Source organism: Rhizobium sp. UBA1881 (assembly GCF_002338015.1).
Lineage (GTDB): Bacteria > Pseudomonadota > Alphaproteobacteria > Rhizobiales > Rhizobiaceae > Rhizobium.
Map to the genome: position 1 here is coordinate 1 of NZ_DDHH01000136.1, position 11,629 is coordinate 11,629.

Sequence of the window (11,629 nt, forward strand, 5' to 3'; positions counted from 1 at the left end):
CGCTGCTGCTGGCCGCCGGAAAGCTCCTGCGTCTTGTGATTCTCACGGCCGCCAAGGCCAACGAGGCCAAGCGCTTCCTTCGCCAGCCGGTGCCGCTCCGCGGCCGGCATGCCGCGATAGATCAGCGGCAGCTCGACATTTTCAACCGCCGACGTGCGCGGCAGGAGGTTGAAGCCCTGGAAGACGAAGCCCAGCATGTGACGGCGCAGCATCGTCAACTGCGCGCGGTCGAAACCGGTGGTCGAGATGCCCTGGAACAGATAGTCGCCGGCGCTTGGGACATCGAGGCAGCCGAGGATGTTCATGGCCGTGGACTTGCCGGAGCCCGATGGCCCCATGATCGCGACGAATTCGTGCTCGCGGATGGCGAGATCGACATGATCGAGCGCACGGATCGAGGCCTCACCCCGACCGTAGATCTTCGACACCTTGCTGAACTCGATGAGAGGCGGCATTGTCATGGCGCGCCGCTATCTCGACCGCTCGGTCGAATCGGTGATGATCGCTTCGTTTTCCTTGAGATCGCCTGACGTCACCTGGGTGAACTGGCCGTCGGAGGAGCCAACCTGGATGACAACGGGCGATGGCTTGCCGGATTTCAGCACCCAGACCCGACGCTTGGCGCCGGTCAAGGTCTCGCCGCCGCCCTGATTGCCGCCGCGAGGACCCATGCGTGGCGGAGCGAACATGCCGAACAGGCCGCGGTTGCGCCTGGTTTCCGTGGCCGGCGGCGCGTAGCGCAGTGCGGCGTTCGGCACCATGAGCGTGCTCTTGACCGCTTCGACAGTGACGTCGGCGGTCGCCGTCATGCCCGGGCGCAGCAACAGATCGGCATTGTCGACGGAGAGGATGGCCTTGTAGGTGACGACGTTGTTGGTCGTTTCCGAGGCAAAGCGGATCTGCTTGATCTCGGCCGGGAACGTGCGATCCGGATAGGCATCAACCGTGAAGGTCGCTTTCTGACCAACCGCGATCTGGCCGACATCGGCCTCGTCGACATCGACCTGCAACTCCATCTGCTTGAGGTCGCCGCCGATGACGAAGAGAACCGGCGCCGAGAGCGACGCCGCGACCGTCGCGCCCGGATCGACGGAGCGCGTGAGGATGACGCCATCGATCGGCGAGACGATCTTCGACTTGGTGAGGTTGACCTGGGCGAGCTGCAGATCGGCTTCCGCCGAGAGCACCGCGGCCTCATTGATTTCCTTCGTGGCGACGGCCGAATCGTACTTGTAGCGCGCGTCCTCGAGACTCTGTTGGGTTGTCACGTTGCTTTGGACGAGGTTGCGGTAGCGATCGTAGGAGCTCTTGGCCGACTCCAGATCCGCCGTCGCCTTGACGACGTTCGCCTTCGCCGAATCGAGCTTCGCCTGCGTGCTCTTGACGTCGGCCTCGACCTTGATCGTGTCGAGCACTGCCAGCACGTCGCCCGCCTTCACCTCGCTGTTATAATCGACATTGACATCGCGCACGGTACCGGAGAGTTCACTCGATATATCGACCTGCTCCGTCGGCTGCACCGAGCCGGTGGCGGTCACAAGCACGGTCAGGTCGCCGTTCTTGACCGGCTGCGTGGTGTAGCTCACCTCACTGCCGCCCTGGCGCGAATATAGATAGAACCCGCCCCCAAGCGCCGCTATCACGACCAGCGACACCAACGAACGCTTCCACCAGCGGCCCTTCTGCTTCTGCTGAGAAGCGGTAAGGACAGCGGCGAGATCGGCGGTTGCCGTGCTCTTGGGTTTCGTGCTCTGAGGTTTATTGGGCGTTGTGATATCGTTCATGCGAGCAGCCTCGGTCAAATACAGCCAATACGACTGTCAGCTTCGGGAATAACGATCTGAAGCTGAACGCAGGATTAGCAAGCTGACCGCATTGGCACGCAGCAACGTCAAATGGAAATGAAATCTTGGTAATGAAACTCGAGTTTGTCGCGGGGCGTACGCCGCACATCACTTTACGCGAGCGTTGATTGCACGCGTGATTCTGCCCCCGGCGCGAATGGCGCCTGTCAGGCGCCAAGTGATTCCAGCGACACTGGCGGACGGCGCTTGGCAGCCATCAGCAGATCGAGTTCGGTCGCGGATGGGCCGAATTTCTCAAACAGGCGAACGGCTTCATCCTGGCCTAGCCGGTATTTGCGCGAGAACTCCGTGAGACTATAGGCACGGCCACGCAGCACCTTGCGGCTATTGGTGTGTTCGATCACGTTGGTCATGGTCATCTCCTTGTATAAGTGAGATTTAGGGCCAAGGATCGATTTGTTAAGCCGCGAATGTGATTGAACCGATTGATTTTCTTAAATATTTTTCGGGAACTTTATTACTGCTCGTGCATTTGATGCGCTCATTCGACCTGGGGCATCGACAATAGGCGACAGTCTCAATCGCCACGTCCCACATATCATCGCCAATCCGCAAGCCGCAGGCCTTCCCGCTGCATTGCCCCGCCCGCTTCGTGATCTCGCGCAAGAAATGTGCCTAATGCACAGGAAAGGTGGATTTTTCAGTTGACCGCAATGGGTCGTCTGCATATGTTCCGCGCACTTCCAGCCGGGGGCCCTAAAGGGATGCTTCGGAGCACGGGAGAGCGTAGCTCAGCTGGTAGAGCAACTGACTTTTAATCAGTAGGTCATGGGTTCGAGCCCCATCGCTCTCACCATTAAATCAATTAGTTAGCAGATTACCATCGAACTTTTGGGACAGATCGAAAGTCCCAAAAGCACCATCTGGCCGTCAGCCGGGATTATATTTTCCGGTTCCCCGGCCGCCCGCGGAACATTTGATGCCCGCTGCCAGTTCTAGCGATGGAAAACATCGGAGAACATCATGTCAGACCGTGAAAAAGATATCCGCGACCGCGCCCATGCCATCTGGGAGCGCGAAGGCAGACCTGAGGGACGGCACGAGGAACACTGGTCGCAGGCCGAGCATGAGATCAATCATGGCGGCGACCAGATCGAGGGTGATGATGTGCCGAACCTCGAGGCGCTCAGGGAGGCGGCAAGACAGCATACCGATGCCTTCATCGTGAAGACGGATCTGGAAGATGCCGACGAGCGGGAAGCGACGCCGGGGATGCGCGAGCAGCCATAGCGCGACAGCTATGCGTGAACGGCAATGAAATGCAACCAGCTGCCGATCCATGCGTTGTGTCACAGGTTCCACGAAAAGGATTGTGACATGACTTCCTCCATCACCACGAAGATCGCGGCTGCTCTTTGCGTCATGCTGGCCTTAAGCTCGTGCGGCAATACGATCCGCGGCATGGGCAAGGATGCGGCCAACACCGTTGACGCGACGCAGAATGCGGGCAACCGGGTTGGCAACGCCGCCGCCAAGTAAGGCGTCTCGTTGCGGCTCGGTTATCACCATCACTCCGAAGAGCAGCTTCTCGGCCGGGGCATCTCGATTGCCTCGGCGGCTATCTTTACCGGCAAGCTGATCACCCCTACTCTGCCACCGCATTCGCCAAACGAGCTACGCTCGCCCACAGTATAGGTGAGCGCGAGCATGAGGGTATGGTCATGACCGTTCGTCCGCCGCAGTCGCTGAGGCAGCCTTTCTCGGTGGAAGGCGGCTTCAACGTTCTTGAATACGAATTGAGAGCGGAGCGCGCCAGTTCGCTCGGTCGTAGCGGGTTGAAGGCCGAGGCCGCGTTGTCCGACCTCGAAGGCTGGGATGGTACGCGCCACGGTCAGGATGAACGCGATGCGCGCCTCCGCAAGGCAGTAGATGCTGTCTGGGATTTGTTCGTGCAGCGTGAAATCTGCGGTCTGCGCAACACCCGCGACGTTATCCAACGCTACGACATTCCTGATGAGGTACTGGTGCGGCTGGGATCGACGCAGAAGTAACGATTACCTGCTGTTCTCAGGCAGAGCCTCGCCGCTTGCCTTCCTCCGACATCAATACCGGGGCCATGACGGTCCTGTTGCGGCCTTGCGCCTTCGCTTCCAGCAATGCCGCATCGGCGCGTGTCAGCAAGGTCGGGACGGCAGCGCCTTCCGACAGCGAGCCAACGCCGATCGATACCGAGATCGGCCCGAGAATGCGGCCGCGATGCGACAGCGCCAAACCGCAAATATTGGAGCGGAGGCGCTCGGCGATGTCGAATCCTTCGGCATCGCTGATATCAGGCAGCAGGACCGTGAATTCCTCGCCGCCGAAGCGATAGGCGCGGCCAGCGTCGCCGATAGTGTCGAGAATGGTCTGCGCGACGTAGCGCATGACCTCGTCGCCGGCGTCATGGCCGAACTCGTCGTTGAAGCGCTTGAAGTGATCGATATCGACCATCATGCAGCTGAGCCGCGCCAGCTCGCGATCACGTGCGTGATTGTTCATGTCCTCGTCGAGCGAGCGCCTGTTATAGAGCCCCGTCAGCGCGTCGCGAATGGAGAGGTTGGTGAGCTTGTCGCGAAGCTGCAGGTTGGCGGCAGCGAGGCCGATGTTCTCGGCGATCAGCTCCAGATAGAGCCGCGATGCCTCGGCCTCCATATGGCCCTGCGGCCGCTCCTCGAAATAGAGCAGTCCGACGACATCGCCCTGCGCCGTCAGCGGAACGCATAGTCCCATCGTATCGGATTCGTCGAGATGCTGGCAGCTGATGTCGCCGTGCTCGTGCGAGCTTACATGCGGCCGGCCGCGCCTGAGGCCCCAGCAGGCCGTCGCCGGAAATACAGGCTCGGAGCGCTGCGGCTCATGCCATGAGGAAATGCGCGACAATGTCGAGCGGCTTTCGTTCATGATGTAGAGGTTGCCGGCGAGATCCGGGAATATCTGCGGGGAGAAGAGGGCCACGACTTCGGCCAGCTCCTGCTGCGCCTGACAGGCCTGCAGGCGGTGCATCATCTGCAGGATCAGGTCCTTGGTCTGCTGGTCGCGACGGCGCTCGGCGTCCAGACGATCGCGTTCCAGACCGTTTTCGCGAAAGATATGGATGGCCTCGTTCATCTCGCCGATTTCGTCGCGGCGGCGATCGAGCGGCACGTCGACCGCATAATCCTGCTTGGCCAGACGCCTGACGATGCCGGTCATGCGCATCAACGGCATGGCGACGCGGCGCTTGAGGATGAAATAGAGCACGCTCAGAAAGAGAGCCGCGGTCACCGCCAACAGCGTCTTTGCGATGAAGCCCCACCAGTCGCTGCGCAGCTGCGTGTCGTGCATGACCGACTGCGTGCGGACGTTCGCGAGATCGCGGAAGCGCGTGACGGCGCCGAGCAATGCACTCTGAAGTCGGTCATGTTCCGGGCCGAACAGGGTCTGGCGGGCGCCGGCCTGATCGCCGTTGCGATACGCGGCGATCGCCTCTTGTTCGATCTTGTCGAGGACATCGGCGTTTTTCTCGACGTCCTCGAGCGCCTGCAATTCGATGGGCGTGGCGCCCAAATCGCGGACGCCTTTGATCGCGCGTTCGCGCCGGCGCTCCTCGCCTTCCTTGCCCTGAAATGCATCGAGATGCCTGATGTCGTCGCGCATGACATAGAGGCGCGCTTCATCGGTGCGCTCTTCAGCGCCCAGCGCCAGTCCATCGGCTAGGTCATCTAGGGCCAGATGCTCCTCGACCGCGATCCGTTCGCGGGTGGCACTTGTGGCAGACAGGATGAAGGCAGAGCCCGAGAGGACGGTCAGGACAACCGTCACTCCATAGGCCCAGTTGGTGATGACGCTGATCCGCATGATCAGTATATTAGGGCATTCGAATTGCCAGACAATTAACACGGGTAATACAGGTTGTATTGGACTATCCGAACGCCTGAAACGCGAGACGCAAAAAGGTGATTGGCGGCGGGCCACCGGCTGCGCTAGGACTGCGCTCGAATGCCCTGCGCCGGAGAACCGCGTGTCGATTGCCGATATTTCCCTGTTGAGTGCCTTGCTTGCCGGCGCCCTGTCATTTCTCTCGCCCTGCGTACTGCCGCTGGTGCCGCCCTATCTCTGTTATATGGCCGGCATTTCCGTCGAGCAGTTCCGGGGTGGCGGGGCGGTGACGGTTGCGCCGGATGTGCGCCGCGGCGTGCTGTTTTCGGCGCTGTTCTTCACACTCGGCTTTGCCACCGTCTTCGTGGCGCTCGGGGCCGGCGCATCGAGCATCGGCATGGCGCTGCGCCAGCATCTCGATCTTCTCTCCAAGATCGGCGGGCTGATCATCATCGTCATGGGCCTGAACTTCCTCGGCGTCTTCCGCATCGGTGTTCTGGCGCGGGAGGCGCGCTTTCAGGGGAGCGGCAAACCGGCGACGCTGACAGGCGCCTATGCGATGGGGCTTGCCTTCGCCTTCGGCTGGACACCGTGCATCGGCCCGGTGCTCGGCGCCATCCTCGGCGTCGCCGCCTCGCGTGAAACGGTCGGCTCGGGCGCCGGCCTGCTTGCCGTCTATTCGCTGGGGCTTGCCATCCCCTTCTGGATCGCCGCCGGTTTTTCCGGTGCCTTCATGGGCTTCCTCACGCGCTTCCGCCGCCATCTCGGCACGGTGGAGAAAGTCATGGGCGTGTTCCTGATACTCACGGGCCTCGCCTTCATCTTCGGTTTCGTCAGCGATGCAGCGATCTGGTTTCAGCAGACCTTTCCAATCCTGATGAAAATCGGGTGATTCGCGCCGATCCCGTGTGACGCGCACGTGAAAGCCCCCGATCCCAGGTCCACGATCGGGGGCTTATTTGCAGTCAGCGTTCTTATCAGAACGCGCGCTGCAGACGGAAGAAGCCAGTCGTCACGTCATCGCCGCGATCAGGATCGAGATAGTTGACCGTCGCCTTGGCGTAGAGATTGTCGGCGATCTGATAATCGACGGTCACGCCAACCTTCCATGCATCGCCAAGGCCGTTAAACGTGTCGGGTACGCCGACCTTGTTCGCGCCGTAGTAATTGCCGAAGTACTGAAAGGCCGGAGTGATCTTGAGCTTGTCGGTCGCATCGATCGCGTATTGTGCGGCGACAACCCATTCGGCCTTGCTGTAGTAGGAGTTCGGGCCGGAGGAGTAGACCCCAGCCAAGCCGAGCGTCCCCGGCCCGAGCTTCACGTTGGCGATCGCGCGAATGGCGCCGTCGTTGTTGTCCGTATCAAAGCCGCCCGTGACCTGGTAGCTGAAGATGCCGGCTTTTCCGCCGACCGCGAAAGCCACGCCGATGTTATTGCTGTTTTCGCCGCGCTGATAGACACCGTCTTCCAGTTCATCGACGCTCAAGCCGGCATAGAAGCTCGACGTCTCATACTGATAGCGCAGCGAGTTGTGGAGCGTGACGGCCGAGCCGATTTCGTCGGTCTCCCCTGAAAGGCCGTCATCCCACCAGGAATAGAAGAGACCGGCACGAATCCCGGCGACGTCGATATAGGCGGAGTCGAGGATCGCCGACTGGGACGAGGCGTTGTCGGCGTTCGTCTGCAGAACGATCACGCCCGTCAAAGGACCGTATTCTGTGTCGCTCTTGGCAGTGAACTGAACCTGACCGCGCGTAAACGCATCCCAATCGCTTCTATTGGCAACGGTCGAGCCATTGCCAACAGTTTCACTGCGGTTCGGGCCTGCGCCTACCTGGAAGCGGATATAGCCGCTGATCTTCAGGCAGGTCTCTGTTCCTGGAATATAGAAATAGCCCGAACCATAGGCGTCGCAAACGCGAACATATTCTACAGGCTCGGGCTCTGCGGCGACAATCGCGTCGGCCGCATACACGCCAGAAGAAGCTGCAAGTGCAGCCGTGGAGCCGATGAGAAGGCTCTTGATACTCATAGTATGGATATCCCCAAATAGGACGACTTCCCGGTTCGATGTCAGACCGACATCACCCTCGAACTTGGTCGTCGAATGAAAAATCGAAGCGGATGCTTCACATATATAATCTATAATTTTAATATACTATAAAATCGATAGAGTTCTAAATTGTCGGCGAAGGGGAGCAAAATCTGCTATTTTTGAGCGGGTCGCGTCACAAAACGACTGCAACATGGAATGGACGGCTCTAGAATCTAATTATAATTCTAGTGACAGGTTCATCAAATGGCTCACTTTTCCCATTCGGATGAGAAGACGACAAAGGCTCTCTTGAGGACGTCGTTTTCGGCCTGAAGCTTCTCTATCTTCTTGCGAAGACTGAGAACCTCCGCCTCGAGCTGCGCGTGCGTCAGGTTTTTCGCCGGGCGTTCGACTTGCTCCTCAGCCTCACCCCCGTCTCTGGAGGCTACATCTCGGCTGTCGGCGTCATGCTTCTTGACCCACAGCCGCAGGGACTGCTCGCCGATATTGAACTCATCCGCCACTTCCCGATAGATCGTGCGGTCCATCGGGTTTTTCAGCCTGCGCTCATCGACTGCGGCTATGGCGTTCGAGCGCACGTCTTCCGCATACCGTCTCGCCGAAAACAAACCCTGGCTCTTTTCTTGCGACGAAGAGGACATCAGCACCTTCTGGTCGGGCAGACGTTGCCACCCTACTCCATCTCAGGCTTGCGAAGTGCAGCAAACCAACTAGAATTATTATTATAATTTTTGGGAGTCGTGTAAAGTGCGGCCCGCCCCCTTCCTCAAAGGAGATGCTCGCTTTGGAGCAAGCAACCTTACCCCTCGTCTCAACCGACTGGCTTGCAAATCATATCGACGACAGCCGCGTCGTCGTTCTCGAACCGACGATCTTCATGGAGCGCGGGACACCGAACGCACCTGCTTCGCGTTTTCGCAGTGGCGTCGATGAATTCGAGCATGAGGGACGTATCCCCGGCGCTCGGTACGCCGATCTCTTCCTTCGCTTCTCCGATCCGCAAGCCGCGCTGCCGTTCACGCGGCCGACGCGGGAACAATTCAGCGCCGCCTGCGGCTCGCTTGGCATCCGAACGGACAACACAGTGGTCATCTACGATCGACTGGCCGGTCAATGGGCATCGAGGCTCTGGTGGATATTCAAGAGCTTCGGCCATGAGAACGTCGCAGTTCTCAACGGCGGATTCAAGAAATACAAGAAGGAAGGACTGCCGGTCGAAACGGGGCCAACTGTGGCGTTCGACAAGGTGCATTACGCGCCGACTGGCTCTGAGGACTTTGTCGCCTTCCAGGAAGACGTGAAGGAAATCGTCGCTGGTGAACGAACGGCATCGCTCGTCTGCCTGCTCAAGCCTGATGATTATTCGGGCGCCGTTTCGGTGAGAAGCCGCGCCGGCCATATTCCAACCAGCGTCAATCTTCCCTTCACCGACCTTCTCAACGAGGCGGACAACACGTTGCGAGACGCGGAGGAATTGAGAGCCGCGTTCTCCAGCGTCGTCCCGTTGGACGGGCGTCTCATCGTCACCTACTGCGGCGGCGGCATCGCCTCGACGCTCGGCGCCTTGGCGTTGGCGGCCATCGGCTACACCAACACACTCGAATACGATGGCTCCCTCATAGAGTGGATCAGCGATCCCGATGCGCCCATGGAGCTCGGCTAGCACTCGAGCTGCGGCGCCAGCCGCAAAACGCACCTCCCCCGACCTCACCTGACGCCTCGCGCCGTGCGGCAGCCGGTCACCTATCGCAAATGAGAAGCGCTAGATCGATTCAGCATCTAAGGCTGCGTCTGGCCTGACTGCATTCGGCAACGCAGCACGCTGCCCTGTTTTGGACGTGTCGCGCGACCAAATACGGAAAAATTTCCACGACAAAGCCGTTCGAACGAAAAAATCGACCTTTTATAATTATAATTATAATCTATAAAAACCATAGATTATAAAAATTATCAGCAGATCGATGATGAACGTAATGATGCCAATACCAGCCCAACGTCCGCAGAAACCGGCGGCAAGGCGCGCGATAGAGCTGCGCCAGGTGAGCAAGGCATATGGCTCGGCGTCCGGACGATGCGTTCAGGCTCTCCAGCCGCTCGATCTCGACATCGACGCCGGCTCATTCGTCGCGATCGTCGGCCGCTCCGGATGCGGGAAATCGACGCTTCTGCGGATGGCGGCAGGATTGGAGACGCCGAGCTCGGGCACTCTTTCGATCAACGGCTCGGACGGGGTGAAAAGCGTTCGCTATGTGTTTCAAAGCTACGGAGAATCCCTGCTGCCGTGGCTCAGCGTCGCAAAGAACATAGATTTCGGACTGCGGCATGCGTTCACGCCGGCAAGCTCGCAGCGCACCGGAAATTCACGCGACAGAGCAAGCCAGATCGATCGTCTTCTGAACGAAGTGGGTCTTCCCGGTACCGCCGCTCTTTATCCTTCGGAACTGTCGGGTGGAATGCAGCAGCGCCTCGCCATCGCGCGCGCTCTCGCTTCCGGGCCAGAAATCCTGCTGCTCGACGAACCATTCAGTGCGATCGATGCGCTAAGCCGCGCGAGCATGCAGGATCTGATGCTTCGGATCTGGCAAGAGCGTCGCATCACTATCGTCTTTGTCACGCACGACATCGACGAAGCGCTCTACCTCGCCGACCGGGTTGTCGTCATGGGCGAAGGCGGGATCGGGATAGCACGCGACCTCACCGTACCAATCCCCCGCCCGCGCGATCAGGTCGCGACCAGGGAAACGCCGGAATTCCTTCGCCTGCGCCGAGAGATACTCGAACTTGTGCTGGGTGGTGCGAGATGACGCTGCTCGGAACACGCGACGAATTCACCGACGACCGAACGATCGAGAGGCTGGGCAGGCAGCAGAGCTCAAGCAAAGCGGCCGCGCCACGCCTGGTGCGACACTTCCTGCGCAGCCGCGGATTTGGATGGTCCGTCCTGGCTTGCCTCATTGCGGCGTGGCAGATTTCGGCTTGGGTCGACTACAATCCGACCGTTTCCTCGCCAGCCCTGATCGGCGAAACGCTCGCCGTCGAGCTATGGGGCGGCGATCTGCTGAAGGCGATGCTCGACACGCTTCGCCTGCTTTGCATCGGGTTCGTGATTGCCGCTCCCATCGGTGTCGGTCTGGGCTTCCTCATGGGCCGCGTTCGTCTCGTGTGGGCATTGCTGGAGCCTGTCATTGAGATCGCCCGGGCCAAGCCGACGACCGCAATCATACCCGTGCTCATTCTCTTTTTCGGCGTGGGCGATCTGATGAAAATCCTCGTCTTCCTGCTGTCGGCCGTGTTTCCGCTGCTCATGACTGCTTATGCCGGCGCAAGGAGCCTCTCGCGAACGCTGAAGGAGACGGCGCAGACGTTCCAACTGGGATGGTGGGCCACCCAATGGGAAGTCGCCCTGCCCGCTGCGGCTCCCTACATTCTCGTCGGCATCAGGCAGGCGCTCGGCACCTCGCTGATGATGTCAGTCGTCGTCGGCATGGTCGCAGGCAATGACGGCATCGGCTACTACATCCTCGAAGCACAGCAGGCCTTCAACATACGCAAGCTGCTCGCTGCCACCGTTCTCGTGGCGCTCGTCGGATACACCATCAACGCAATCTTCCTGTTCCTGGAAAGCTACCTCGCGCGTCGTCGCGGGTCGCTTCGGGACGCCAACTAGAGTTCATGACATGTTTGAAATCGGCATTTTCAGTTTCGGCGACACCTACCCTCACCCCCTGACAGGTGCACGCCAGTCCGCGCATGAAAGCCTTCGCGACCTTATCGACCGCATCGAACTCGCAGATCGGCTGGGTCTAGACTTCTACGGTGTCGGCGAACATCATCGCCCGGATTTCTCCGTCAGCGCGTGCTCAACGGTTC

General features: G+C 59.8%; 13 protein-coding genes, 1 tRNA gene and 1 pseudogene. 9 read left to right on the plus strand and 6 right to left on the minus strand.

Annotation, left to right across the window (positions count from 1 at the left end; translation table 11 throughout):
* The 3 genes from B3605_RS16835 to B3605_RS16845 form a co-directional block, all read right to left on the minus strand.
* Window positions 1–461, minus strand: a 461-nt coding sequence (locus B3605_RS16835; RefSeq protein WP_296435169.1) for an ABC transporter ATP-binding protein, incomplete at its 3' end; no start/stop codon positions are given.
* A gap of 9 nt (window positions 462–470) precedes the next feature.
* Window positions 471–1,784, minus strand: a complete 1,314-nt coding sequence (locus B3605_RS16840; RefSeq protein WP_112945647.1) for an efflux RND transporter periplasmic adaptor subunit — start codon at window positions 1,782–1,784, stop codon at window positions 471–473.
* A 227-nt stretch (window positions 1,785–2,011) separates the two neighbouring features.
* Window positions 2,012–2,218, minus strand: a complete 207-nt coding sequence (locus tag B3605_RS16845) for a hypothetical protein (protein ID WP_018899952.1) — start codon at window positions 2,216–2,218, stop codon at window positions 2,012–2,014.
* A 367-nt stretch (window positions 2,219–2,585) separates the two neighbouring features.
* Between B3605_RS16845 and B3605_RS16850 the strand changes: the two genes are divergently transcribed.
* From B3605_RS16850 to B3605_RS16865, 4 genes are all read left to right on the plus strand, one after another.
* A tRNA-Lys gene (locus B3605_RS16850) sits at window positions 2,586–2,661 on the plus strand.
* 167 nt (window positions 2,662–2,828) lie between these two features.
* Complete coding sequence (locus B3605_RS16855) at window positions 2,829–3,095, plus strand: DUF2934 domain-containing protein (protein WP_081993029.1); 267 nt, start codon at window positions 2,829–2,831, stop codon at window positions 3,093–3,095.
* An 87-nt stretch (window positions 3,096–3,182) separates the two neighbouring features.
* Window positions 3,183–3,344, plus strand: a complete 162-nt coding sequence (locus B3605_RS16860) for a hypothetical protein (RefSeq protein ID WP_018899955.1) — start codon at window positions 3,183–3,185, stop codon at window positions 3,342–3,344.
* 182 nt (window positions 3,345–3,526) lie between these two features.
* Window positions 3,527–3,856 carry a DUF6665 family protein gene (locus tag B3605_RS16865; RefSeq protein ID WP_112945732.1) on the plus strand — a complete coding sequence of 110 codons (330 nt, stop codon included), beginning with the start codon at window positions 3,527–3,529 and terminating at the stop codon, window positions 3,854–3,856.
* A 16-nt stretch (window positions 3,857–3,872) separates the two neighbouring features.
* Here the strand turns inward: B3605_RS16865 and B3605_RS16870 are convergent, their stop codons facing one another.
* Complete coding sequence (locus B3605_RS16870) at window positions 3,873–5,681, minus strand: sensor domain-containing diguanylate cyclase (RefSeq protein ID WP_112945648.1); 1,809 nt, start codon at window positions 5,679–5,681, stop codon at window positions 3,873–3,875.
* A 163-nt stretch (window positions 5,682–5,844) separates the two neighbouring features.
* Here B3605_RS16870 and B3605_RS16875 point away from each other — a divergent pair, with 163 nt between their 5' ends.
* Entirely contained in the window at window positions 5,845–6,594 is a 750-nt protein-coding gene (locus B3605_RS16875; RefSeq protein ID WP_112945649.1) for a cytochrome c biogenesis CcdA family protein, read from the plus strand.
* A gap of 85 nt (window positions 6,595–6,679) precedes the next feature.
* On the opposite strand, the gene B3605_RS16880 is transcribed toward B3605_RS16875, so the two are convergent.
* A complete protein-coding gene (locus tag B3605_RS16880; RefSeq protein ID WP_112945650.1) occupies window positions 6,680–7,735 on the minus strand; it encodes a porin in 1,056 nt (351 codons plus the stop codon).
* A 272-nt stretch (window positions 7,736–8,007) separates the two neighbouring features.
* The gene (locus tag B3605_RS16885; protein WP_162725065.1) at window positions 8,008–8,286 is read right to left on the minus strand and encodes a hypothetical protein; all 279 of its coding nucleotides are present in this window, start codon (window positions 8,284–8,286) and stop codon (window positions 8,008–8,010) included.
* A 257-nt stretch (window positions 8,287–8,543) separates the two neighbouring features.
* Between B3605_RS16885 and B3605_RS16890 the strand changes: the two genes are divergently transcribed.
* The 4 genes and pseudogenes from B3605_RS16890 to B3605_RS16905 all read left to right on the plus strand — a co-directional run.
* Complete coding sequence (locus tag B3605_RS16890) at window positions 8,544–9,422, plus strand: sulfurtransferase (RefSeq protein ID WP_162725066.1); 879 nt, start codon at window positions 8,544–8,546, stop codon at window positions 9,420–9,422.
* Window positions 9,423–9,798: 376 nt separating this feature from the next.
* The gene (locus tag B3605_RS16895) at window positions 9,799–10,563 is read left to right on the plus strand and encodes an ABC transporter ATP-binding protein (protein WP_296435170.1); all 765 of its coding nucleotides are present in this window, start codon (window positions 9,799–9,801) and stop codon (window positions 10,561–10,563) included.
* Entirely contained in the window at window positions 10,560–11,426 is an 867-nt protein-coding gene (locus B3605_RS16900) for an ABC transporter permease (protein WP_112945653.1), read from the plus strand. Before B3605_RS16895 ends, B3605_RS16900 begins: the two co-directional genes overlap by 4 nt.
* 10 nt (window positions 11,427–11,436) lie before the next feature.
* Window positions 11,437–11,629 (plus strand): annotated as a pseudogene (locus tag B3605_RS16905) (LLM class flavin-dependent oxidoreductase); the annotation flags it as partial.

Bases quoted from the DNA above. Each gene is read 5' to 3' on its own strand.
- B3605_RS16840 (WP_112945647.1), bottom strand. From the start codon at position 1,784: ATGAACGATATCACAACGCCCAATAAACCTCAGAGCACGAAACCCAAG.
- B3605_RS16845 (WP_018899952.1), bottom strand. From the start codon at position 2,218: ATGACCAACGTGATCGAACACACCAATAGCCGCAAGGTGCTGCGTGGC.
- B3605_RS16855 (WP_081993029.1), top strand. From the start codon at position 2,829: ATGTCAGACCGTGAAAAAGATATCCGCGACCGCGCCCATGCCATCTGG.
- B3605_RS16860 (WP_018899955.1), top strand. From the start codon at position 3,183: ATGACTTCCTCCATCACCACGAAGATCGCGGCTGCTCTTTGCGTCATG.
- B3605_RS16865 (WP_112945732.1), top strand. From the start codon at position 3,527: ATGACCGTTCGTCCGCCGCAGTCGCTGAGGCAGCCTTTCTCGGTGGAA.
- B3605_RS16870 (WP_112945648.1), bottom strand. From the start codon at position 5,681: ATGCGGATCAGCGTCATCACCAACTGGGCCTATGGAGTGACGGTTGTC.
- B3605_RS16880 (WP_112945650.1), bottom strand. From the start codon at position 7,735: ATGAGTATCAAGAGCCTTCTCATCGGCTCCACGGCTGCACTTGCAGCT.
- B3605_RS16885 (WP_162725065.1), bottom strand. From the start codon at position 8,286: ATGGACCGCACGATCTATCGGGAAGTGGCGGATGAGTTCAATATCGGC.
- B3605_RS16900 (WP_112945653.1), top strand. From the start codon at position 10,560: ATGACGCTGCTCGGAACACGCGACGAATTCACCGACGACCGAACGATC.